This is a genomic window from Virgibacillus sp. SK37 (genome assembly GCF_000725285.1).
GTDB lineage: Bacteria > Bacillota > Bacilli > Bacillales > Amphibacillaceae > Virgibacillus_Q.
Genome location: NZ_CP007161.1, coordinates 1,703,644 through 1,728,200 on the forward strand (window position 1 = coordinate 1,703,644; position 24,557 = coordinate 1,728,200).

The window sequence follows — 24,557 nt, forward strand, 5'->3', positions numbered from 1 at the left end:
AAAGGTACACTACTAAAATATATTTTAATACGTTTTGATGATCATCAACCGCCATTGATTTACATTACAGATGAACGCTTTCACACCTCCGGGTACAAGTGCGACATCTGTTCGTGGCCTCACAGTGTCTTCTTTGCCGCCGGCATGGCCTCAGCCACTTCCTCCGCTACGCTACGTGCAGGGTCTTCAGCTCATGCTATTCCGGCAGGAGTCGTCATCTTCCATTCCAATCAATTGGAATGGCTTTTCTATTTTAAAGAGCTAGAATACAGTCTTTAGCGGAGGGGAAATATGTAGACTCCAGCGGGAAAAGCGAGACTAGCGAGACCCCACAGAACGGAACGTTAGTGAAGTTCGAGGAGGCTCGCAGGCCGCCCGCGGAAAGCGGAATATTTCCCCGTAGCGGCGACTTACGCAGCCTCTATATTTTTAATTAGGTCGCAGTTTCCTCCTACTGTGCCGTAAATATGTGATAACGATTATAGCCCAGTATTTGCAAGGGAGTATTATACTTTTGCTTAAAACATGCTTAATAAGGGTAAATAATGTAAAAGATAAAATATGAGGAGGGATAGGATGAAAGGACAGTCGTATGTTATTTTAGCTATTGTCTTTATCATAGTTGTAGCGATTTTCGCAGTTAGTAATGTAGAAGCAGTGGATGTAAACTATATATTTTGGACTGGAAATTCACCTCTTATCTTAGTGATCTTATTTTCAGTCTTAATGGGTGGAATTATAACTGCTGCTGTAGGAGCTGTAAAGGTATTTCGATTACAGAGAGAACTGAGAAGATATAAGCATGAGAATAGCCTTATGGACAAAAAGTTGCAAGAAAATGGTTTAACTATTGAGAAGAGAGATAAACATTCTAAAAGTGTCGAAGATTCTACAAACAAATAATCTGTAAATAATAGTATTTGCCACCCCTGACGCTCTTTTGTATAATAGATTAGTCAGGGGTGAACTTATGTTAGAAAGTAAGGCAACATGGAAGCATAATGAAATGAATGAGACAAACATTGACTGGATAGATAGCTCCATTAATGTCTCTCCTATTGTTCAAGAGCTTCTATTCCAAAGAGGTATTACGGAAGGGAATCAAGCATTACGATTTCTCTCCCCGGATTTAAATGATTTACATAAACCAATTGGTCTTCTATCTATAGATAAAGCGGGTAAAAGAGTAAAAGAGGCTATAGCTAAGCAGGAGAAAATTCTTGTTTATGGCGACTATGATGCCGATGGGGTAAGCTCTACTACTGTTTTACTGAAAACCTTGCAAGAACTAGGTGCCAATTGTGATTATTATATTCCGAACCGTTTTACAGAGGGATACGGCCCTAATGAAGATGCTTTTAGGTTAGCACATGATAATGGGGCAAAACTGATTATCACTGTAGACTGCGGCATTGCTTCCGTCCAAGAAGCATTAATTGCTAAAGAGCTAGGTATGGATTTGATAATCACAGATCATCATGAGGTACAAGAGAAGATGCCAGACGCTTATGCCGTCATACATCCTAAATGTTCGCCGGATTATGCTTTCCCGGAATTGGCAGGGGTTGGCGTCGCCTTTAAATTTGCCGAACATTTACTCGGCTACTTTCCTAGTCATCTTTTAGAATTTGTTGCAATTGGTACGATAGCTGATATGGTCCCACTTGTCAGTGAAAATCGTATTCTTGCATTTCATGGATTAAAATCACTCACTACTACAACAAATCCAGGTATTAAGGCATTGAAAGGACGCTGTAACATAGAAGGTAATGTCACGGAGGAGGATGTAGGATTTTTAATCGGTCCCCGTATTAATGCAGTAGGTAGACTTCAAAATGCAGATTTGGCAGTACAACTACTGATGACAGAGGACCAGGAAGAAGCGGCCTATATTGCCGAAAAAATTGATTCTATTAACGTTGAGCGACAACGAATTGTCAATGATATTGTAAAAGAAGCTGAGGCAATGGTTAATACAACTGGTAGAAAAGGTATTATTGTTGCTGCAAAAGAAGGATGGAATGAGGGAGTATTAGGTATTGTAGCTTCTAAGCTTGTTCGAAAATATGACCGCCCTGCTATTGTTTTGGCTGTGAAGCCGGAAACATCAGAAGTGAAAGGTTCAGCGAGAAGTATTCCTGCTTTTGATTTATTTAAAAATTGTATGAAAGTAAGGGAACTGTTCACACATTTTGGGGGGCACGCCCAAGCAGCTGGTATGACATTACCAATGGATAATCTCGACCAATTACAAGAGGAATTAAACCATATTATTGACAATCAGCTTACTGAAGAAGACTTCAGACAAGCTATTGAAATAAGCCAGAGCATCTCAGTAAAAGATATAAGTGAGACGTTAATTAACGATATTGCGCGTTTAGCTCCTTTTGGAATGAAAAATCCAAAACCTGTATTTCATCTAGCCCATGCTCCATCAGATGTACGGCAAATTGGCAGTAAAAAGAATCACTTAAAACTTCAATTTAAAGAGGAACAGGTTAATCTGGAGGGGATTGGTTTTGGATTTGGGCATCTATACCCTTTATTTACACCGAACACCCCTGTCTCTATCGTAGGTGAGTTGGGTATAAATGAGTGGAATGGGTTAAAAAAACCACAGATTGTTTTGCAAGATCTGGCAATAGAGGAATGGCAGTTATTTGACTGCCGCGGAAAAAAAGATGCTGATGTGTCTCAATACATCTCACTAACTAACCATAATTTAATCGTACGTAATAATAATGAACAATACTTACCTGGAATCAATCAGATTACCTATCAAGAAATTGGAACTGATTTGCCACCGATAGATACACTGTACATCTTAGATCTACCTGAATCGCTTGATGAACTAAAAGAATTGGTTCAAATTACCCGACCAACTAACATTTACGCTGGTTATCACATAGAAAACAGTGTTTACTTAACATCATTTCCAACTAGAGAAGATTTTAAGTGGCTTTATGCCCTGTTGTTGAAAAGAAAACAAATCAACATGAAAACAGAGTTAATTGAACTTGTGCAAATGAAAGGATGGTCAAAGGAAAAATTGGTATTTCTTTCAAAAGTGTTTTTTGAATTGGAATTTGTTAAAATAGAAAATGGTATCATTACCGTTGTGGAAAAGCCAGCCAAGAAAGACTTGAGTGAATCTAAAATATATCAAAAGAGACAGTATAAAGCTGAAATGGAAAGATTACTATATTATTCAAATTATGAAGAATTGAGAAACTGGTTCATACAATGTATGGATTATGTAGATAGCCCCAAGGAGGAACTAGCTCATGGATTATAAACAGTACGTAAAAATAGTTGAAAATTGGCCTAAACAAGGGATCCAATTTAAAGATATTACACCACTCATGGATAACGGGAAGGCTTTTAAATCAGCAGTTGACGAAATTGTTGATTTCGCTAAAGAAAAACAAATAGATATTGTGGTGGGTCCGGAGGCGAGAGGATTCATTATTGGTTGTCCGGTTTCTTATGCACTTGAGGTAGGTTTTGCTCCAGTGCGTAAAGAAGGAAAGTTGCCTCGTGAGGTAATTAAGGTTGACTATGGCTTGGAATATGGTTCAAACGTATTAACTATTCATAAAGATGCCATTAAACCTGGCCAACGTGTGCTTATTACGGATGATTTACTTGCAACTGGAGGCACAATTGAAGCAACAATTAAATTGGTAGAAGAGCTTGGAGGAATTGTTGTCGGCTGTGCTTTTATTATAGAGTTAAGCTATTTGGATGGAATGGATAAGTTAGAAGGCTACGATGTACTTACATTAATGAGCTATTAATCTCCTGAGAATGGAAACTGAGAGGTCTGAGTGATGAAAGTTAATTTCATTCAGACCTATTCTTATATTATTTTTAGAGAGCCTATTGTTAGTTACAGTTAAGGCATTAATGTGGTTAGGTGAACAAAATATATAACGGTAAAGCCCACATTATCTCATCTCAGCAAAAAAATATTTTTTTAATTGTACATATGGATGGAAAAAGAATATAATCAATATTATAATTTTCTTTTTATATAAATTATAAATAAACATTCAGGGGATTTAAAGAACAATTCCAGACAAGGTGATTCGATGGCTAAAGAAGATATTTTAACAATTGAAGATATAGTAAAGAAGGCGAAAGGCTATCTTTCTGATGATGATATCACGTTTATTAAGCGTGCCTATGAGTTTGCAGAGAGAGCACATGCTGAGCAGTTCAGAAAATCCGGCGAGCCTTATATTATACATCCCGTTCAAGTCGCAGGGATTCTTGTAGACTTGGAAATGGACCCAGAGACAATTGCTGGAGGTTTTTTGCATGATGTCGTAGAGGATACCTCTATAACTGTGGAAGAAATCGAACAAGCCTTTAATCATGAAGTAGCTATGCTTGTTGATGGTGTAACCAAACTAGGGAAAATTAAATATAAATCAAAAGAGGCAATTCAAGCCGAAAATCACCGTAAGATGTTTGTGGCTATGGCAAAAGATATAAGGGTTATATTAATAAAGTTGGCGGACCGTCTACACAATATGCGTACTTTAAAACATTTGCCACCAGAAAAACAACGTCGCATTTCAAACGAAACGCTGGAAATTTTTGCACCTTTAGCACACCGTTTAGGTATTTCTACTATTAAATGGGAACTTGAGGATACAGCGTTACGATACTTAAACCCCCAACAATATTACCGCATTGTCCAACTGATGAAGCAGAAGAGAGACCAAAGAGAATCATATATTGAACAAGTAATGGAAGAAGTATCGAAACAACTGCAAGAAGTTAATATAGAGGCCGAGATGTCGGGAAGGCCGAAACATTTATACAGTATTTATCGAAAAATGGTAAAACAGAACAAGCAATTTAATGAAATATATGATTTGCTTGCTGTAAGAATCCTGGTTGACAGTATCAAGGACTGTTATGCTGTTTTAGGTATTATTCATACATGCTGGAAGCCGATGCCTGGAAGATTCAAAGATTATATTGCAATGCCTAAGCCTAATTTGTATCAGTCTTTGCATACCACTGTTATTGGACCTAAAGGGGACCCATTAGAAGTACAAATACGTACAAAGGAAATGCATGAGATTGCTGAATTTGGAATTGCGGCCCACTGGGCATATAAAGAAGGAAAACAAGTTAATACAAATAAAAAATCCTTCGAAGAAAAGTTGACTTGGTTTAGAGAAATATTGGAATGGCAAAATGAAACCCATGATGCTGAAGAATTCATGGAAACATTAAAGATGGACTTGTTTTCAGATATGGTATATGTTTTCACTCCAAAAGGAGACGTAATCGAGTTACCTTCAGGATCCGTCCCTTTAGATTTCGCCTATAAAATTCATACAGAGATTGGAAATAAGACTATAGGAGCCAAAGTAAACGGTAAGATGGAGCCATTGGATTATAAATTAAAAAATGGTGACATCATTGAAGTGATGACATCTAAGCATTCCTATGGCCCATCACAGGACTGGTTGAAAATAACCCAAACATCTCAGGCAAAAAGTAAAATTAAGCAGTTCTTTAAGAAGCAACAACGAGATGAAAATATTATTAAAGGTAAAGAAGCGGTTGATAAGGAAATTAGGGCGCTTCAATTGGAGCCTAAAGAAGTATTAACACAAGATAATCTTCAAAGGGTGTTCGAGAAATTTAATTTTTCGAGTGAGGAAGATATGTACGCTGCAGTAGGCTATCAAGGAATTACAGCAGCTTTAGTTACTACTCGACTAACAGATAAAATCCGACAGACGAAGCAAAAAGAGCAGGATTTGGCCAAGTCAATTGAAGAGGCAAAAACCGCTGATATCAAAAGCAAAAAAGCTCATAAGAGAGACTCCGGGGTCCAAGTGGAGGGTGTAGACAATTTACTGGTCCGTTTGGCTAAATGCTGTAATCCTGTGCCAGGTGACCAAATTCTGGGTTATATTACGAAGGGACGTGGTGTATCCGTCCACAGGGCAGATTGTCCTAACGTCCAAACAGAAGAGGCAAAAGAACGTTATCTACATGTAGAATGGGAAAGCAATCAAACTACAGAAAAACAATACCATGTAGATTTAGATATTTCCGGATATGATCGGCGTGGCCTTGTCAACGAAGTTTTACAGGCAGTGAATGAAACAAAAACAAACATAACATACGTGACTGGCAGATCGGATAGAAATAAAATGGCTATCGTTCAATTAACGATCCTAATTCATAATACAAGTCATTTACGTAAGGTAGTGGAAAGAATTAAACAGATAAAAGACGTATATACCGTAACCCGAACGTTACAATAGTTATGATATTTTACAAAGGGGTACAATATAATGAAAGCAGTAATTCAGCGCACGAAAGAAGCTAGTGTGCAGGTTAATAATGAAGTGGTTGGAAGTATTGATTATGGTTATGTAGTCTTATTGGGAGTTACCCATGAGGATACGGAAGAGGATGCAAAATATCTTGTGAATAAAATAATTAATTTGCGTGTTTTTGAGGATCAAGATGGCAAAATGAACTTATCATTAAAAGATGTGGACGGAAGTATCCTTTCTATCTCTCAATTTACATTATATGGGGATACAAAAAAGGGAAGAAGACCTAATTTTATACAGGCAGCTAAGCCGGATGCTGCAAAATCCCTTTACGAACTATTTAATCAATTGATAAAAGATCAAGGTATTCCGTTAGAAACAGGTGTTTTTGGGGAAATGATGGACGTGCAATTAATAAATATTGGGCCTGTTACACTAATTATTGATAGTAAAGATAAATAAGACTGAAATAATAGCCACACAAAAACACGAGCCGAAAACTATTCGAAGCTTTTTAGCTATAATTCGAAATAGTTTTTGGCTTTTTTTACTTACAATTAAGCTTAGTAAAGCGGGGGCTCGGCATTTATTTTTATTTAAGTCACTCTTGTTAATTACAAAAGTAGTTGTTCAATCCATTTATAATACCGGCAACGATTTTTTCTTGATATGCTTGTGTGGTTAAAAGTTGTTGACTCTCTTTGTTAGATATAAAACCTAATTCTAAAAGAACTGCCTCGTTTCTATTTTGTCTCAATACATAAAAGTCTTCCTTATGTACTCCCCGATTATTTGCGCCTGTTATCTTAATTAACGCTGATTGGATCGCTTGAGCCATTTCCTTACTGTCCTTCAAAAAATAATAGGATTGTATGCCTGAAACGTCGGGTAAATCAGCTACACTGTTATAGTGCAGGCTAAGAAAGGCTTCCCCACCAGAAATATTTGCTATGCTTGTCCTGCTTGCAAGTGATATAAATTCGTCATTTAGTCTTGTAAGAGTGACATTAGCTCCAAGCAAGATAAGCTTCTCTTTTAATAGCTCTGCGGTTTTGTATGCAAGATGCTTTTCCTGTATTCCGGTTATACCAATGGCTCCAACATCGCGACCGCCATGACCAGCATCAATAACAATCGTCTTATTTTTCACATTTGTACACCGGGATTTTTTCTCTTTCAGAGCAATACGTTCATGTATATAGCCTCTAGTTTGCTCGCTTTTCACTTCATACCATCCATTATTATACGATAATACCTCAAAGTCATCGCCCTTTTTAGCAAAAGAAGTAATTGAATGGTCGGTGGAAGGACCTTCTCTCAGATGAACTTGATCATAAGCTATTTTTAGCTGATTAACAGTTGGCAGCTGATTTTGCACATTGATGTAATCTAGAGAGACCCATCCACTCTTATTTTCTAGCTTGATTTTTACCCAATTTTTCTGTTGTTCCAGTATGGGGTAGATTTCTCCTTTATGTACCTGATCTATTTTAGAATGGCTCTCCTCGGGGCCATTTCTTACATTTAGATAATTTGTCTTAATTAATGCTTCTTCAGCAAGAACAGAAAATGGAAGTAAAAGTGTAGACAATACAACTATAAGAGTAAGAATACTTCTTAATGACTGCAATAGAACAACCCCCATTATATAAAACTTTCCTTTAAGTATAATAAATTCACTGTTCTTTGGCAAAAATAAAAAAATAACCTTGGATACCTGCTTGTGATGTGGGTGAAGTGGAGGAGGGACCCAATTGCGAACAAATGATAAACAATGGAATGCTGGTAATAATAAGGAAATCTTTGGTGTAAACCTTCACCGCTTTGTAGAAATTGAGGCGGATAGTAGTCATATGGAGATTGCTCAAGAATTAGGGATTACTCTTGGTGAAGTAAAGACTTTAAAGAAAAAGATTACTCGCTCTTGACATTAGTCTCTGTAAAGATTATTATAATAGTCATTCAATAGTACAATGTTAACCTATACATTAAACCGTCGATAGAAAAAGTAATCAGAACTCAAATGGAAAGAGAGAGAATGTCATTGGCTGAAAGCATTCTTGCATATTGGACTGATGAAAGACATTCTGGAGGATTTATATCGAAATCAAAGTAGATATAAACGTTTTGCAGGCGTTAACTGTGAAGAGCGGATGCAATTTGCATCAACTAGGGTGGCAACGCGGGTTAACTCTCGTCCCTTATATTATAAGGGACGGGAGTTTTTTGTATGGAAAAAACGGGAGGTATTACAATGAGTTTTAAAGCACCAAGAGGCACAGTGGATCTTTTGCCTAAGGACTCTAAAAAATGGCAATTTGTTGAAGGGAAAATTAAAAATATTTGTGATCGATTTCACTTTGAAGAGATTCGTACACCGCTTTTCGAACATACAGAGGTATTTCAAAGAGGTGTAGGCGATACAACTGACATTGTGCAAAAAGAGATGTATACATTTGAAGACAGAGGTGGAAGAAGTTTAACACTGCGTCCAGAAGGAACCGCTCCTGTAGTTAGAGCATTCGTAGAAAATAAGTTATTCGGGGACCCAAATCAGCCGACTAAGCTATACTATTTCGCTTCTATGTTCCGTTATGAACGTCCACAAAAAGGAAGAATGCGGCAGTTAAATCAGTTTGGGGTTGAAGTGCTTGGCAGTGCTAACCCTGCTGTAGATGCAGAAGTTATTGATCTAGCAATGACTTGTTATAAAGAGCTAGGGCTAAAATCATTAAAACTAGTTATTAATTCATTAGGTGATCACGAAAGCCGAAATAATCATCGTCAAGCTTTAATAGAACATTTTGCCCCTCATAAAGACGAATTATGCACTGATTGTCAATCTCGTTTACAACAGAATCCACTAAGGGTGCTTGATTGTAAAACAGATCGCGATCATCCAGCTATGAAAACAGCACCATCTATTCTAGACTATTTAAATGAGGAGTCAAAAGGCTATTTTGAGCAGGTGAAAAGCTATTTAACAACAATGAATATTGAGTATACAATTGATCCGAAATTGGTTCGTGGGTTGGACTATTATAACCATACTGCCTTTGAAATTATGAGTGAAGCAAAAGGTTTTGGTGCAATTACCACATTAGCCGGTGGTGGTAGATATAACGGACTTGTAGAGGAGTTAGGGGGTCCAGCAACACCTGGAATCGGCTTTGGGATGGGTATTGAAAGACTCCTGATGGCCTTAGAAGCAGAAAATATTGATATTCCTGTTAATAATGAGTTGGATTGTTATATTGTAGCCTTTGGTGAAAATGCAGAAAATGAAGCTGTTCGAGTTACCCACTTACTTCGCCAATCTGGTATTCAAGTTGATAAGGATTATCAAGGTCGTAAGCCAAAAGCTCAATTTAAAGCAGCTGACAGGCTAAAAGCAAAATTTGTTTTAGTGCTAGGAGAGTCAGAATTGGAAAAACAAATTATGAATGTGAAAACGATGGAAACAGGTGAACAAATAGAGGTGCCACTAGCACAACTGGCACAATTCATTAAAGGAAAATTGTAGGAGGAAATTACATGAGTGTAAGACAAATGGCAGGGAAACTTGGAAACGAAAACGTCGATTACTCGGTTTTACTTAAGGGATGGGTACAAAAACGTCGGGATTTAGGTGGTTTAATCTTTATAGACCTTCGCGACAGATCAGGAATAGTACAAGTAGTTTTTAATCCTGATCATTCTGCAGAAGCCTTAAAAATTGCTGAAACAATTAGAAGTGAATATGTTGTAGAAGTAATTGGAAATGTAGTGAAAAGAGATGAATCGACCGTAAACAAATTAATGGCTACTGGAGAAATAGAAGTACTTGCAACAGAAATTAAAATATTAAATAAAGCCAAGACTCCCCCATTCCCAATCCAAGACGATATTGATGTAGCAGAGGATATACGTTTAAAATACCGCTATATGGATATGCGTAGAAGTGGTCTTCAAGAGACATTTAAATTGCGCCATCAAACAACACAGACTGTCAGAAACTTTTTAAATGAGAATGGATTTCTTGAAATGGAAACACCTATGCTAACAAAGAGTACGCCAGAGGGAGCTCGGGATTATTTAGTGCCAAGCCGTGTGCATCCTGGAGAATTCTATGCTTTACCACAATCTCCACAACTATTTAAGCAATTGATCATGATGGGTGGTTTTGAGAAATATTATCAGATTGCACGATGTTTCCGTGATGAAGATTTAAGGGCAGATCGGCAGCCTGAATTTACTCAGATTGATATTGAAACCTCCTTTATGTCGAGCGATGATATTATGAATATGACAGAAAAAATGATGAAACAGGTAATGAAGGAAGTGAAAAACATAGACATTACACTGCCTTTACCTAGAATGCCTTATGATGAAGCTATGAGTAGATATGGTTCTGATAAACCGGATACTCGTTTTGGTATGGAACTCATTCATGCCACAGAAGTGTTAAAAAATTCCAACTTCAAGGTATTTCAACAAGCAATTGAAGCTGGTGGCATCGTTTGTTTATTAAATGTAAAAGGAGAAGCCGCTAATTTCTCCCGGAAAGATATCGATAAACTAACAGAATATGTTAAAGTTTATGGCGCCAAAGGGCTTGCTTGGCTTAAAGTAGAAGGCGATGAATTAAAGGGACCTATTGCTAAATTCTTAACAGAGGAAGAAATCCAAGGATTAAAAAATACTGCAGCAGCAGAAGATGGTGACCTTTTGTTATTTGGTTCGGATAAAACTTCCATTGTATACGATAGTCTTGGGGCACTTCGTATAAAACTAGGAAAGGATCTTGAATTAATTGATCAAAGTAAATTTAATTTTCTTTGGGTAACAGATTGGCCATTGTTGGAATACGACGAGGATGCTAAGCGATATTTTGCAGCACATCATCCATTTACTTCACCTGTTGAAGAGGACATAGAAAAACTAAGTATTGACCCGGGAAGTGTTCGAGCAAATGCATATGATTTAGTCTTAAATGGATATGAATTGGGCGGAGGCTCAATTAGAATCTATAAAAAAGAATTGCAGGATAAAATGTTCAGTGTATTAGGGTTTTCAGAAGAAGAAGCACAAGCCCAGTTTGGCTTCTTACTTGAAGCCTTGGAATATGGAGCCCCCCCACACGGAGGCGTGGCTTTAGGATTAGACCGTATTATTATGCTATTGGCCGGCAGCACAAATCTTAGGGATACAATTTTGTTCCCGAAAACAGCTTCAGCTACAGACTTGTTAACAGATGCGCCTAGTACTGTAAGTAATGATCAACTTGGCGAGTTATCTATTCAAGTACAAAAGAAAAATGACTAACTCCAATGGTTGTTAGGTAGTTGTAACAAATGTAATGTATATTTGAAGGAAAAATTATTGAAATGTATTTTTTCGTATGGTAGTATATAAATACAATCTAATTAGCAAAGTTATCAATCCTGATGTGTTCGTCTATTAAAAGTGTTTGACCGAACAACATTAAAAAAGGGAGCTCGAATTAGTTTCTATATTGCGTGCATGCCTTGTCCATTGGACGTGAGGAAGCATAATAAATATAGAACAGAGCACCCACCTGCTATGAGCGGGATCAAAACTTACAATTAGACGGCACAATCGGGACCTGATAACATACATAATAAGAAAAACACCTGTCGAGGCAGGTGTTTTTCTTATTTATTATAAAGTAAGAGAGTATAGATTTTTTGGCTCTATTATGTTCTTATGCATGAATGGCTATGTCCAGCTTCAGCAAATATCCTCTTCAATAACTCTTCATGGCAAAGACCGCCAATACAAATTCTTGCCTTAAGCTTGGCAGGGGTGACCAAGGCGCTTGCGCTTTTCCTAATTTCCTTGTGCTAATTGTTGCAGGTTGCCATTTTTATCCATGCGGAATGCAGGGGATGGCATGGTACCCTGATCATCTAATACAGTCATCTTTCTTGCCCGATCCATAATTTGAATAAAGACTTGATAATCTTCTTGAATAGTAGATAATTGAGCTTCTGTTTGGGCCAGTTGCTTTTCTAACTGATTGACTTGATCATGTAATTTTAAGTTATCCTTTTTATATTGCTCCAACGTATTTTTTGATTGATTGGAAGCATAATAGTCTTTTTTCAAATCTTTAAGAAATCGTATAACGGAATCAATTGTTAATGTACTAGCTGTTGCTTCACTATATTCAGAATTACTGTCTATGTGAGCTTCTGCAGTCTGTGATAATTCAATAACAGGTTTATTTAATTTTTGACCTGCTGCAGCAACTGCTCGTTTTTTCTCTTTACGCTGTCGTTTTGCAAGATCGATAGCATTCTCATATTTTGAACGTACCTCTGCATTCCATCGGAAGCCGCATGCAGCTGAAGTTCTATTTAGCTTATCACCAACTTCTTCAAACGCATTTAATTGCGTGCTTCCTTCTCTAATATGGCGTAGCACCGTCTCTGCTAGTAATAGGTCATCCTCATGGGACCAAGCGTCTTGCCTAACCTTAACCATTGTGTTCCAACTCCTTTTTAGTAACAACTTTAAATAGATTTCATATTTTATCTCATAGTCTTACCTGATTATGGAGTTTTATACCTTATTTTTGTTTATCAGCTTGAATTCTTTCATAAACTTGTTTCATAGCTTGTTCAAATTTCCCTGTATTTTTTGGTTGATAATAGTGTTTGTTTTTAATAGAATCAGGTAAATATTGTTGGTTAACCCAATTGTTCTCATAGTTATGTGGATATTTATATTCATTTCCTCTTCCAAGAAATGCAGCACCAGAATAATGAGAATCCTTTAGATGTTGAGGAATTTCTCCTGACTTACCATTGCGAATGTCTGTTAAAGCTGCATCCAAAGCCTTGTATGCTGTGTTTGACTTTGGTGAAAGGCACAATTCCACAATAACTACTGCAAGAGGGATCCGGGCTTCTGGAAAACCTAATCTTTCAGCTGCCTGGACAGCAGCAACTGCACGGGGACCAGCCTGTGGATTAGCCACCCCAATATCTTCATAAGCAGTGACAATCATTCTTCTTGCAATACTGTCTAAATCACCAGCTTCAATCAATCTACCGAGATAATGAAGAGCAGCATCTACATCGCTACCACGAATAGACTTCTGAAAAGCGGATAACACATCATAATGGGCGTCTCCATTCTTATCATGTGAGAAGCTTTTTTTCTGCATACATTCTTCAGCAATTTCCAAACTAACGTTGATTTGATTAAGGGCATCAGCCGGGGTGGAAGAAACAGCTAATTCTAGACCATTTAAAGCTGCACGCATATCCCCATTGGCACTAAATGCAAAATGTTCCAGTGCTTTTTCACTAATTACGATATCTTGTTCACCCAAACCATTTATTGTGTTCTTTATTGCTCTTTCGATTGCCAGTTTAATATGACCAATGGTAAGAGTATGTAATTCAAAAAGGTGACAACGACTTCTAATAGCGGGGTTTATAGCGTGATATGGGTTACTTGTAGTACAACCTATTAGCGTAATTAGATTACTCTCTAGATGTGGCAGAAGGAAATCTTGCTTTCCCTTATCCAGGCGATGTACTTCATCGAGTATCATCACCATTTTACCTGTCATCTTTGCTTCTTCAACAACAATTTCCATATCCTTCTTTTTATCAGTAACAGCATTGAGTAATTTGTATCGAATTCCTAAACTTTTGGCAATAGCAGTTGCCAATGACGTTTTACCTGTGCCTGGTGGTCCGAAAAGAATCATAGAAGCTAAACGTTCTGCTTTGACCATTCGATTTATTATTTTTCCTTCAGCTACCAAATGTTCTTGTCCAATTATCTCATCTATAGAATCGGGCCTCATTCGAAAAGCTAGTGGTTTGTTTGACATAGTTATCTTCCTTTTTCTCCATATTAATAGGTGATTCAGTATTCAAAGTATCGTTCAAATGCAAGAAAAGCATCATTCATGCTATAATATCATGTATTATTAGGTACGTATAGCAACGTAATTCTAGATAGAGGTGTACTAAATGAAGATTTCAACAAAAGGTAGATACGGGTTAACAATTATGATAGACCTTGCAAAGAAGCACGGTAATGGGCCTACCTCTCTAAAATCAATTGCAAAGGATAATGACTTATCAGAGCATTATTTAGAACAACTTGCTTCCCCACTGCGGAACGCTGGTTTAATAAAGAGCATTCGTGGCGCCTACGGAGGGTATGTGTTAGCAAAAGACCCGAAGGAAATCAAGGCAGGGGATATTATTAGGGTACTTGAAGGACCTATTACTCCCGTTGAAGGCATTGAAAATGAAGAACCTGCCAAGCAAGCTTTATGGATTCGAATCCGAGATGCGGTAAAAGATGTACTAGATACAACAACATTAGAAGATTTAATACACTATGAAGATGACGGACCAAAGGAAGCGTATATGTTTTATATTTAATAGGTGAAAAATGTAAGTATGTACTTTCTTCTTATTGATGTCGTCAAGATTAGTCATATGCATTCATTCATAGAGAAAAATCAGAAGAAGTATGGAAGGATAGATTAATAATGGAACCCATTTATTTAGATCATGCCGCTACTACACCATTGAATCAAGAAGTCATTGACGCCATGTATCCTGTATACAAGGAGGTGTTCGGTAACCCATCAAGTATTCATTCTTTTGGGAGGAAAGCAAGATATTTAGTTGACCAGGCAAGAAGGACAATGGCCAAAAGCATACATGCTAATGAAAGGGAAATCGTCTTTACAAGTGGGGGCACTGAAGCTGACAATATGGCATTGATTGGTACGGCAAAATACAATAAGAGTAGAGGAAAGCATATTATTACCTCGGAGCAAGAACATCATGCTATTCTTCATACTGCGCAGAAACTAGAAAGAGAAGGATTTGAGGTTACTTATTTACCTGTGTACGAAAATGGGAAAATAAGTGTGGAGGATCTGAGAAATTCACTTCGTCCAGACACTGTTTTGGTATCTATCATGGCTGCCAATAATGAAACAGGAATTATTCAACCAGTGAAGGAAATTGGCAATTTACTAAGAGATTATTCTGCCTATTTTCACACAGATGCTGTTCAGCTATTTGGTTTAATGGAAGTGAACGTCCAAGAAATGGGAATTGATTTATTGACTGTCTCGTCTCATAAAATTAATGGTCCAAAAGGAATTGGATTTATATATATAGGAGAAAACGTGAAAGTTGACCCCCTCCAATTTGGCGGGGAGCAGGAGCGGAAACGCCGACCAGGAACAGAGAATGTAGTTAGTGTAGTAGGATTCCAAAAAGCAGTAGAATTGGCTATGGATTATCGTGAAGAAAGAAAGAGGCTTTATCAGTCTTATAAAGATTTATTCTTAGAGGAATTAAAAAATAACAAAATTAACTTTTTAGTAAATGGAGAGTATGATTCTACAATTCCTTCTACTGTGAATATTAGTTTCCCGGGAACCAATGTAGAAGCATTGCTAACTAACTTTGATTTAAGTGGGATTGCTGCTTCAAGCGGAAGTGCTTGTACTGCGGGATCTGTAGAACCATCTCATGTATTGTCTGCCATGTATGGTGCCAATAATGATCGAACGATAAACTCTATTCGATTTAGTTTTGGAAGTCATAATTCAAAAGAAAATGTCATAGAGGCAGCGGAACGAGTTGCGAAAATCGTTCATCGCTTAACTTCTTAAAAGGATTTGATATAAATGAAAAGTAATAAAGATATACGCGTAGTTGTAGGAATGAGCGGAGGAGTAGATTCTTCTGTTGCTGCTCTTCTATTAAAGCAACAAGGATATGATGTTGTAGGGATATTTATGAAAAATTGGGACGATACAGACGAATTTGGTGTCTGCACAGCCACAGAAGATTATGAAGATGTTGTGCGAGTTTGTAATCAAATTGGCATTCCGTATTATGCTGTTAATTTTGAAAAGCAATATTGGGATAAGGTTTTCACTTATTTTCTTGATGAGTATCGAGCAGGAAGAACCCCGAATCCAGATGTAATGTGTAATAAAGAAATTAAATTTAAAGCTTTTTTGGATCATGCCATGTCATTGGGAGCAGATTACCTGGCTACAGGTCACTATGCGCAGGTTAGAGAGAATAATGGACGCTATGAGATGTTACGTGGAGTGGATGATAATAAAGATCAGACATACTTTCTCAATCAATTGACAGAGGATGTACTAGAAAAAGTAATGTTTCCATTGGGTAATATGCCTAAATCTCGTGTTCGTGAAATCGCCAAGGAGAATGATTTGGCAACAGCTACAAAAAAAGATAGTACTGGCATTTGTTTTATTGGGGAGCGTAATTTCAAGGAATTCCTAAGTGAATACCTGCCCGCACAGCCTGGCAAAATGACAACATTAGATGGTAAAGAAAAGGGTCAACACGATGGATTAATGTATTATACAATCGGACAACGGCAAGGACTTGGAATAGGTGGAGCTGGCGATCCCTGGTTTGTTGTTGGTAAAAACCTTAAAGACAATATTCTATATGTGGAACAGGGGTATTCCAATGAAAAACTATATTCTGATGCATTAATTGCCACAGATGTAAATTGGATAACACCGGATAAAGTGCAAGATACTTTTACATGTACTGCTAAATTTCGTTATCGCCAAAAAGATAGTGAAGTAAAAGTGAACATACTTCCTGATAATAAAGTGGAAGTGGTGTTTACAGATCGAGAACGTGCTGTTACACCAGGACAAGCTGTAGTTTTTTACGATGGAGAAGTTTGCCTGGGTGGAGGCACAATAGATGAAATTATTAAAAATGGCAAAGCACTTGACTATGTAGGTTAATAAGGAGTTTTACTTGTGGACAAAAATAAAGAAGCTATTCAATTGATGAAAGAGAACAAACTGGAGGAAGCTGCGACTCTATTGACATCCTATATTGAAGAAAACCAGGATGATCCGGTAGGTTATATCAATTTTGGTAATTTGTTGGTACACATGAAGGATTATACACGAGCCGAGCGTTTTTTTGAAAAAGCTATTGTACTTGATGAATCTGCAGCTACTGCCTATTACGGACTAGGGAATACGTATTTTGAAAAATCCATTTATCCAAAAGCCCAAGAAAACTTTCAAAAAGCTATTGACCTTGGCTTGGAAGAAGCAGATGTCTATTATATGTTAGGCATGAGTTTCCGTCATGAGGAACATTATACGTTAGCCATTCCTTTTCTTCTTCGTGCTACAGAGCTTGCACCTGAAGATGAAGAAATTTTATTTCAATATGGGCTTACTTTAGCGCAAAGCAATCATATTGGAGATGCAGAAAAAGTGTTTAATAACGTGTTAAAAATAAATAAAGAGCATAGTGATGCTTATTATAATTTAGGGGTCATTTCTCTCTACCGGGAAGAAGCCAACGAAGCATTGGCACATTTTGAAAAAGCTTTATCCATTCAACCGGAGCATGTGCTTGCTGCGAACGGAAAAAAAAATGTTGAAAGTTTTCTAAGCGAACAATAAGCAATTGGGGTTGTTGCAAATGGATACGGAAAAACAATCGATAGTGGAGCAAGGTTATGTGAAAGGTGAACTTTTGCATACGATTTTTCATAACGAAGCGGAACATTTCTCAATTGCTAAAATTAAAGTGATTGATACGAATGAGGATTTCAAAGAAAAAGAAATAATAGCCAAAGGTTATTTCTCAAATCTACAGGAGCAAACAGCCTATCTTTTCTATGGACTCTTTGAAAATCACCCTAAATTCGGACTTCAATACCGGGTTACTTCTTATAAAACGTATATTCCAGATACAACTGAGGGGTTGATTGCTTATTTATCAAGCGATTTATTCTATGGTATCGGGAAGAAGACGGCTGGTAAAATAGTTCAGCATTTAGGGGAGAATGCAGTTTCGAAGATTTTAAATGATCGTAATGTGTTAAACGGTGTTCCAGGATTGAGTAAAGATACTGCAGATTCACTTGCTCAAAGCCTTCAGGAAAATCAAGGCTTTGAGCATATTGTTGTCTATTTAGCCAAATACAATATTGGCTTAAAGATGGCACAAAAAATCTATCAAGAATATAAAGAGGATGCAATAACGATTCTTGAAGAAGATCCATACCAATATGTTTTCGACATAGAGGGGTTTGGATTTCAAACTGCAGACCAAATAGCAGGCCAGAGAGGGCTCTCGCCTACTCATCCTAATCGTATCGGTGCTGGTTGTATATACACATTGCAAAAAAGTGTACAGGATGGGCACGTATATTTGCCCATATCTGTTTGTGTGGAGAAAGTTTTGGATTTGTTATCTGCTCATTCGCTTTCGATCGATATTATTACAGAAAGGTTAAAAGAATTAAATACAACTAAATCTGTGATTATTCTGCAGGATCGTGTTTATTTGCCTTCTCTTTATTATGCTGAAGATGGGTTTGCTTCCCAGTTAAATCGGATCATAAGTAAATCTATGGAGCATGAAACACCTCTTGCTGAATTGATGAAAATTATCGGTGATATAGAGGAAACAGAAATTTTAAGCTATGGAAAGGAACAGTTTTCAGCTATAAACCAGGCCGTGCATTCAAAAGTGTTAATACTTACAGGTGGACCAGGAACGGGGAAAACAACGGTTATTAAAGGAATAATTAAGGCTTTTTCCACCATCCATAATTTATCTCTTGATACACATGAGTATAAGGATATGTCTGAATTTCCATTTATACTGACTGCGCCTACTGGCCGTGCTGCCAAAAGACTTACAGAATCAACTGGTCTACCTGCAGTAACAATACACAGGTTACTGGGATGGGATGGAAAAAGTGGGTTCAATAAGACAGAAGACGAGCAATTAAGTGGAAGGTTTCTGATCATTGATGAGTTTTCCATGGTTGATATTTGGCTCGCCAATCATTTATTTAAAGCAATTCCTGAAGACATGCAAGTATTAATAGTTGGTGATGAAGATCAATTACCATCTGTGGGCCCTGGCCAAGTGTTAACGGATTTGTTAGCGAGTGACGTGCTCCCCTATGTGCAATTAACGGATGTATATCGACAAAAAGAAGGGTCGAAGATTATTCAGCTTGCACACCAAATCAAAAATAATGAACTAATTCAACTAGAAAATGATAAAGATTTTAGTTATATTCCTTGTTACGAACATCAAATGATTGAAGTTATTACTACAATTATTTCCAAAGCTATCTCCAAAGGGATTGATGTCAAGGATATTCAAGTACTTGCACCAATGTATCGCTCTCTTGCTGGTATTACTATGATTAATAGAGAACTCCAACAATTAATTAATCCAAGAGATAAGAGAAAAAGAGAAGTAAAGTTTGCTGATACTATATTCCGAAAAGGAGACAAGGTAATCCAGCTTGTAAACCAGCCAGAAGACAATGTATTTAACGGTGATATTGGGGAAGTCGTAGCTATTTTCAGAGAAGATGAAAACACGGATAATGTGGAACAACTAGTGGTCCTATTTGATGAGAAGGAAGTAGTTTATGAGCGTAAAGATTACGTGAATATTATGCATGCTTATTGCATATCAATTCATAAATCTCAAGGAAGTGAATTTCCTATAGTTATTATGCCAGTAGTTTCTGCATATCGCCGTATGTTAAGGAAAAACTTACTTTATACCGCAATTACCAGAAGTAAACAATCACTTATAATATGTGGGGAACAAGACGCATTCCTGAGAGGAGTGCAAACAATGGATACGAATAAACGGTATACAACGTTGAAGGAACAATTATTAGAAAGAATACAAACTCAAGCTAATAAGTTGGACGAATCGCTAATAGAAGATGACATTTCTCCGTATGATTTTATGTGAGAAGAGAGGTATATATATACAAAAAACGGGTTAGCATAACATAATAAAGTACAACAAAAGGAGCTTTATATGTATGCGATGCCCAAATTGTAACGGAAGAGACTTAGGAAAGATTGGTATGCAACAATATTACTGTTGGACATGTTTTATTGAGCTATCAGTAATTAATAATGAACTGGCAATTCATCAAGTGGAGGTAGATGGTTCATTAAGTTCGCTAAATGATTTGTTTTCAAAGGATGAAAGAAAACTGCAATGGTAGCCTAATTATCTATAAATATAATTAATTTTGGCTAAGGGGAGATTACCATTGTGGAAAGAAAGAAAAGAGCTTGCATATTTATATTGGCTGTTAATTGGAATCTTTTTATTTTTGTTCTTTTATCTATTTATTAAATTGTTTCCTATGTATGGTACAGTACTTTCTTTTATTTGGCGTCTATTAGCGCCTTTTTATTGTTGCTTGTTTAATTGCCTATTTGCTCTATCCAGTAGTTAATAAATTGCAACAATACAACATACATAGGGGCATAGCAATATTACTTATTTACTTCCTTTTCTTTGGTAGTATAACCTACTTGATTTATCGGATTTATCCAATGATTATCTTGCAATTACGCGACTTAAATGAGCAATTACCACAATTCATCAAGCTGTATGAGGAATTAATTTATAAATTATACGAATATACCTCGTTTCTACCTGAAACAGTACATGATAAAATTGATGAACTAATTCTGCATGCAGAAAAATCCATTGATAAGATATTATCTAAGTTAATTGGTGGTTTTACCAAGATAATTGATACCATTATTTTTCTAATGGTAATCCCTGTTTTAGTCTTTTATTTTTTAAAAGATTATACTAAAATTAAGGCCTATTGTAAGCGGTTAGTCCCAGGGAAATATCGGTATCAGACAGGTAAGATGGCTGAGGCGATTGATGAGAACTTAGGAAATTATATACGGGGTCAGCTAATTGTCTGTCTATTTGTAAGTATAGCTTCTTTTATCTTATTTCAATTACTAAATTTAAAATATGCTCTATTATTGTCAATCATTATGGGTATAACTAATCTAATCCCTTATTTTGGGCCTATCATAGGTGCTGTACCTGCTGCAATGGTCGGCTTCACTCTCTCGGGGAAACTTGTTATTTACGTGATTATAGGAGTATTTATCATTCAGTTAATTGAAAGCAATCTTTTGGCACCTTTTATAGTAGGTAAAAGCATTCAGATTCATCCTGTGGTAATCATATTTGTATTACTGCTTGGAGGCCAGTTATTTGGGGTGGTTGGGATGATTGTTGCTGTACCAGCATTGACGATAATTAAAGTAGTTGTCACACATTTACGTGCATTTAAGAGTTATAATTGACAATAAAGCTAAAGTTAATTATAATATCGCTAAACTAGTATATGAAACACGTTGAAAGTTATAAGTACATGATGATCGGTTTAAAGAGAGGGATTTTCAATGGGCTGAAAAAAATCCTAAGCAAGAATCATGGAAAGCTAAACTGGAGTGCGGCTAATTCCCGTCGGTTTCATACCGTTAACATGATGAAGTGACAAACAGAAATTTTTGTTTGTAATTAGGGTGGTACCGCGATAGAATCTCGTCCCTGCATATGCAGAGAGGGGATTTTTTTTAATTTCATAAATTATTTAATGGAGGAATTGAAATGAAACATTTAACATCAGCAGAAGTCAGACAAATGTTTTTGGACTTTTTTAAAGAAAAAAATCACCGCGTTGAACCAAGTGCTTCACTTGTACCAAAGGATGACCCTACTCTTTTGTGGATTAACAGTGGTGTAGCTACATTAAAGAAGTATTTTGATGGTCGGGTTATTCCTGAAAATCCTCGTATTGTAAATGCCCAGAAATCGATACGAACAAACGATATTGAGAATGTAGGTTTTACTGCTAGACATCATACGTTTTTCGAAATGCTTGGTAATTTTTCAATCGGTGAATATTTTAAGAAGGAAGCTATAGAATGGGCTTGGGAATTTCTTACAAGTGAAAAATGGATTGGGTTTAATCCTGACTTATTATCTGTAACAGTACATCCAGAGGATGATGAAGCGTATGATTTATGGCTGAATGTTATCGGGTTACCTAAAGAACGAATTATCCGCTTAGAGGAAAATTTTTGGGATATTGGGGAAGGACCAAGTGGCCCTAATACGGAAATTTTTTATGATCGGGGCGAAAGATATGGAGACGATCCGAATGAGCCAGAATTATATCCAGGGGGAGAAAATGAGCGTTATCTAGAAATATGGAATTTAGTTTTTTCCCAATTTAACCATAACCCGGACGATACGTATACACCGCTACCTAAAAAGAATATTGATACAGGTATGGGATTGGAAAGAATGGTATGTGTCATCCAAGATACGCCTACTAACTTTGAAACGGACTTGTTTATGCCAATCATAAAAAAGGCTGAAACATTTGCAAATACTACGTATGGTAAAAATAAAACTGCTGACACTGCTTTTAAGGTAATTGCCGATCATATTCGTACTGTTAGCTTTGCAATAGGTGATGGTGCTGTTCCATCAAATGAAGGTCGAGGTTATGTATTACGCAGGTTGCTGCGAAGAGCAGTACGCTTTGCTAAAGAAGTTGGTATTGAGAAGCCATTCATGTATGAATTAGTAGAAACGGTTGGGAATATCATGAAAGACTTCTATCCAGAGGTTTTAAATAAAAAAGACTTTATAAAGAACATAATTAAAGTAGAGGAAGAACGTTTTCACGAAACGCTGCAGGATGGACTTGATATTCTATCTTCTATCATGGAAAAGGAAAAAGAAAAAGGGAGCACAGTTTTTCCTGGATCAGAAGTTTTCCGCTTATATGATACCTATGGATTTCCTAAAGAATTAACTGAAGAATATGTAGACGAACAAGGTTTTACTATTGACGAAGAAGGTTTCAATGAGGAAATGCGAAAGCAACGCGAACGAGCTCGCAATGCAAGACAAAAAGTTGATTCCATGCAGGTACAAGATGGGATTTTAAGCCAAATTGAAGTAGAGAGTGAGTTTACTGGATATGATCAGTTAGAAGAAAAAGCGATAATTGCTACTATGATCCATGATCAGAAGACAGTAGAGGTTGCTGGCAAGGATGAAGAAGTCTTTGTATTTTTAAATAAGACACCATTCTATGCAGAAAGTGGTGGACAAGTTGCAGATAAGGGTTGGATTTATTCTGATACAGCTTCAGCATATGTTGAGGATGTACAAAAATCACCAAAAGGACAGCATATCCACCGTATTCGTGTGAAAAACGGTGAGTTTCATATTGGTGATCAGGTGAAGGTTATGGTTGAAAGTACATTCCGAGAGGGTGTAGTAAAAAATCATACAGCGACCCATTTACTCCATCAAGCTTTAAAGGATGTATTAGGAACTCATGTAAACCAAGCAGGATCCCTTGTAACTCCAGATCGCCTGCGATTTGATTTTTCTCATTTCAACTCTGTTACAGAGGAAGAGATTCAGCAGATAGAGCAAATAGTTAATGAAAAAATATGGGCTTCTTATCCGCTCAGCATTAATTATAAAAAGATTGATGAAGCAAAAGAGATGGGCGCAATGGCATTATTTGGTGAAAAATATGGTGATATTGTTAGAGTAGTTCAAATAGGAGATTATAGTATAGAACTATGTGGTGGTTGTCATGTGAAAAATACTTCTGATATTGGATTATTCAAAATTATGTCAGAAAGTGGTATTGGAGCCGGGGTTAGAAGGATAGAAGCAGTAACAAGCAAACAAGCTTATGAATATCTGAATCATCGTCTTCATATTTTACAGACATCAGCTCAACTCATGAAAACAGATGAAGAAAAGCTACCTGAAAAAATAGAAGGTGTTTTCCAAGAGATGAAGGTTTTACAAAAAGAGAATGAATCTCTAAGTGCAAAATTATCAAATGTGGAAGCATCTAGCTTACTCGATAAAGTAGAAACGATTAATGACATTCCTTTGCTAACTCAAAAAGTTAATGTTAAGGATATGAACCAACTAAGAAATATGGTTGATGAGTTAAAGCAAAAAATGGGAACAGGGGTAATACTTTTAGCTGCTGAAAATGGTCAAAAGGTTCAGCTTGCCGCTGGAGTTTCCAAAGATCTGATGGATAAAGGTATCCATGCCGGTCAATTAATTAAAAGAGCTGCTCAAGTATGCGGTGGTGGTGGTGGAGGACGCCCTGATATGGCACAAGCAGGTGGTAAGGAACCTGCTAAAATTCAGGATGCTCTAGCATCTGCCGAGCAATATATAAACGACAATGCGAAGTAGTCGAACTTGTATAGTTCTACACAAAACGATATAATGAAAATTAGAATAACAAGGAAATAATTTGAATTACAAGTATAACTATGAAAGACTAGTATATACGGTAGATCAATGGTTTCAT

The 24,557-nt window shown here is 36.8% G+C and carries 19 protein-coding genes, 1 other RNA gene and 2 other annotated features; of the genes, 17 read left to right on the forward strand and 3 right to left on the reverse strand.

All coding sequences use genetic code 11. The annotated features are described in order from the left end of the window. Nucleotides 1-576 precede the first annotated feature (576 nt). From X953_RS08770 to dtd, 5 genes are all read left to right on the forward strand, one after another. Nucleotides 577-903 carry a lipopolysaccharide assembly LapA domain-containing protein gene (locus tag X953_RS08770; protein ID WP_040955229.1) on the forward strand — a complete coding sequence of 109 codons (327 nt, stop codon included), beginning with the start codon at nucleotides 577-579 and terminating at the stop codon, nucleotides 901-903. A 67-nt stretch (nucleotides 904-970) separates the two neighbouring features. Further along, nucleotides 971-3,295, forward strand: coding sequence for a single-stranded-DNA-specific exonuclease RecJ (recJ, locus tag X953_RS08775; protein ID WP_040955230.1), 2,325 nt, complete (start codon nucleotides 971-973; stop codon nucleotides 3,293-3,295). Further along, nucleotides 3,285-3,797 (forward strand): adenine phosphoribosyltransferase, encoded by a 513-nt coding sequence (locus X953_RS08780; protein ID WP_040955231.1) that lies wholly within the window; start codon nucleotides 3,285-3,287, stop codon nucleotides 3,795-3,797. Before recJ ends, X953_RS08780 begins: the two co-directional genes overlap by 11 nt. A 294-nt stretch (nucleotides 3,798-4,091) precedes the next feature. Continuing rightward, a complete protein-coding gene (locus X953_RS08785; RefSeq protein ID WP_040955232.1) occupies nucleotides 4,092-6,296 on the forward strand; it encodes a bifunctional (p)ppGpp synthetase/guanosine-3',5'-bis(diphosphate) 3'-pyrophosphohydrolase in 2,205 nt (734 codons plus the stop codon). 30 nt (nucleotides 6,297-6,326) lie between these two features. After that, complete coding sequence (gene dtd / locus X953_RS08790; protein WP_040955233.1) at nucleotides 6,327-6,773, forward strand: D-aminoacyl-tRNA deacylase; 447 nt, start codon at nucleotides 6,327-6,329, stop codon at nucleotides 6,771-6,773. Nucleotides 6,774-6,921: 148 nt separating this feature from the next. Here dtd and X953_RS08795 read toward each other — a convergent pair whose 3' ends face one another. Next, nucleotides 6,922-7,941, reverse strand: coding sequence for an N-acetylmuramoyl-L-alanine amidase (locus X953_RS08795; RefSeq protein ID WP_052350097.1), 1,020 nt, complete (start codon nucleotides 7,939-7,941; stop codon nucleotides 6,922-6,924). 124 nt (nucleotides 7,942-8,065) lie between these two features. Between X953_RS08795 and X953_RS20055 the strand changes: the two genes are divergently transcribed. From X953_RS20055 to ssrS, 4 genes are all read left to right on the forward strand, one after another. Then, a complete protein-coding gene (locus X953_RS20055; RefSeq protein ID WP_019377842.1) occupies nucleotides 8,066-8,239 on the forward strand; it encodes a hypothetical protein in 174 nt (57 codons plus the stop codon). Nucleotides 8,240-8,298: 59 nt separating this feature from the next. After that, nucleotides 8,299-8,516, forward strand: a binding site (T-box leader). A gap of 49 nt (nucleotides 8,517-8,565) precedes the next feature. Further along, complete coding sequence (gene hisS / locus X953_RS08800; protein WP_040957054.1) at nucleotides 8,566-9,834, forward strand: histidine--tRNA ligase; 1,269 nt, start codon at nucleotides 8,566-8,568, stop codon at nucleotides 9,832-9,834. An 11-nt stretch (nucleotides 9,835-9,845) separates the two neighbouring features. Then, entirely contained in the window at nucleotides 9,846-11,615 is a 1,770-nt protein-coding gene (gene aspS / locus X953_RS08805; RefSeq protein WP_040955234.1) for an aspartate--tRNA ligase, read from the forward strand. A 113-nt stretch (nucleotides 11,616-11,728) separates the two neighbouring features. Next, nucleotides 11,729-11,920: non-coding RNA, 6S RNA (ssrS, locus tag X953_RS19480), on the forward strand. 220 nt (nucleotides 11,921-12,140) lie between these two features. On the opposite strand, the gene X953_RS08810 is transcribed toward ssrS, so the two are convergent. Both X953_RS08810 and X953_RS08815 read right to left on the reverse strand, forming a co-directional pair. Continuing rightward, nucleotides 12,141-12,797 (reverse strand): RsfA family transcriptional regulator, encoded by a 657-nt coding sequence (locus X953_RS08810; RefSeq protein WP_040955235.1) that lies wholly within the window; start codon nucleotides 12,795-12,797, stop codon nucleotides 12,141-12,143. Between the two features lie 85 nt (nucleotides 12,798-12,882). Beyond that, complete coding sequence (locus X953_RS08815; protein WP_040955236.1) at nucleotides 12,883-14,160, reverse strand: replication-associated recombination protein A; 1,278 nt, start codon at nucleotides 14,158-14,160, stop codon at nucleotides 12,883-12,885. Nucleotides 14,161-14,302: 142 nt separating this feature from the next. Between X953_RS08815 and cymR the strand changes: the two genes are divergently transcribed. The 8 genes from cymR (at nucleotide 14,303) to alaS (ending at nucleotide 24,439) form a co-directional block, all read left to right on the forward strand. Then, nucleotides 14,303-14,722, forward strand: a complete 420-nt coding sequence (gene cymR, locus X953_RS08820) for a cysteine metabolism transcriptional regulator CymR (RefSeq protein WP_040955237.1) — start codon at nucleotides 14,303-14,305, stop codon at nucleotides 14,720-14,722. A gap of 110 nt (nucleotides 14,723-14,832) precedes the next feature. After that, the gene (locus X953_RS08825; protein WP_040955238.1) at nucleotides 14,833-15,975 is read left to right on the forward strand and encodes a cysteine desulfurase family protein; all 1,143 of its coding nucleotides are present in this window, start codon (nucleotides 14,833-14,835) and stop codon (nucleotides 15,973-15,975) included. Between the two features lie 15 nt (nucleotides 15,976-15,990). Continuing rightward, complete coding sequence (mnmA, locus tag X953_RS08830; RefSeq protein WP_040955239.1) at nucleotides 15,991-17,103, forward strand: tRNA 2-thiouridine(34) synthase MnmA; 1,113 nt, start codon at nucleotides 15,991-15,993, stop codon at nucleotides 17,101-17,103. 15 nt (nucleotides 17,104-17,118) lie between these two features. Beyond that, the gene (locus X953_RS08835) at nucleotides 17,119-17,781 is read left to right on the forward strand and encodes a tetratricopeptide repeat protein (RefSeq protein WP_040955240.1); all 663 of its coding nucleotides are present in this window, start codon (nucleotides 17,119-17,121) and stop codon (nucleotides 17,779-17,781) included. A gap of 19 nt (nucleotides 17,782-17,800) precedes the next feature. Beyond that, entirely contained in the window at nucleotides 17,801-20,113 is a 2,313-nt protein-coding gene (locus tag X953_RS08840; RefSeq protein WP_040955241.1) for an ATP-dependent RecD-like DNA helicase, read from the forward strand. 73 nt (nucleotides 20,114-20,186) lie between these two features. Beyond that, the gene (locus tag X953_RS08845; protein WP_040955242.1) at nucleotides 20,187-20,375 is read left to right on the forward strand and encodes a hypothetical protein; all 189 of its coding nucleotides are present in this window, start codon (nucleotides 20,187-20,189) and stop codon (nucleotides 20,373-20,375) included. Nucleotides 20,376-20,592: 217 nt separating this feature from the next. Next, a complete protein-coding gene (locus X953_RS08850; RefSeq protein ID WP_232217792.1) occupies nucleotides 20,593-21,492 on the forward strand; it encodes an AI-2E family transporter in 900 nt (299 codons plus the stop codon). 42 nt (nucleotides 21,493-21,534) lie between these two features. Next, nucleotides 21,535-21,744 (forward strand) — a binding site (T-box leader). A 55-nt stretch (nucleotides 21,745-21,799) separates the two neighbouring features. Continuing rightward, entirely contained in the window at nucleotides 21,800-24,439 is a 2,640-nt protein-coding gene (gene alaS, locus X953_RS08855; protein WP_040955243.1) for an alanine--tRNA ligase, read from the forward strand. Nucleotides 24,440-24,557: the final 118 nt, after the last annotated feature.